The sequence below is a fragment of the Paenibacillus sp. 01T422 genome (assembly GCF_056398785.1).
Map to the genome: position 1 here is coordinate 1 of NZ_JBFTQB010001469.1, position 758 is coordinate 758.

A 758-nucleotide genomic window follows, 5' to 3' on the forward strand; every position below is an offset into this window, starting at 1 on the left:
GTTATGGGGCTTGGCTATGGGGACTTATTGAGCACGTGAAAACGACTGGAAATAAGGGTCTATTGGATGAACTCCGGGAAAGCATTGAGATTACAGTTGATTATTTGATGACGTTCTGGCATTATCCGAACTTTGATTGTTGGGAAGAGTTCCCCGATTATGTTCATCCTGCAACATTAGCCTGTGTATATGGCGGTTTGAAAGCTCTAGGAGAATTAGAGCAGCGTTCAGAGCTGTTGGACAAGGCGTCAATGGTTAAGGACTTTATTCTTAGCCATTGTGTCAACGAAGGCCGTTTCGTGAAGTCTGTCCACTGCCTGGATGAAATATGGAAACCAGCCTTAAGTGGTGTAGATGCAAGTCTGCTTTGGCTTGCAGTTCCTTTTGGCGTGTGTGAAGTAGATGATCCTATTATGCAGAAAACTGTACAAATAATTGAAAGTGAACTGAAACATGAAGGCATTCAGCGCTATGTAGAAGATCGTTACTATGGCGGCGGTGAATGGATTCTGCTAACGGCGTGGTATGGTTGGTATCAAAGAGAGCTTGGAAACCATGAAGAGGCGCATAGATGCCTGGAATRGATCATAAGCAAAGCCGATCACCTTGGCCGTCTTCCCGAACAGGTCCCCGATCAACTCAGAGAGTCTTCTGCTTATTCAGAGTGGTTGGGCAAATGGGGCGAACCCGCGCTGCCGCTGCTTTGGTCTCATGCGATGTTCTTGGTGCTATCTGACAGTCTTGCCTGAGCATAGCTC

The 758-nt window shown here is 46.6% G+C and carries 1 protein-coding gene; it reads left to right on the forward strand.

The window, feature by feature from the left end; genetic code table 11:
* Window positions 1–749: glycoside hydrolase family 15 protein (locus AC1DUA_RS39585; RefSeq protein ID WP_477504874.1), on the forward strand; the 749-nt coding region annotated here is incomplete at its 5' end.
* Window positions 750–758 lie beyond the last annotated feature (9 nt).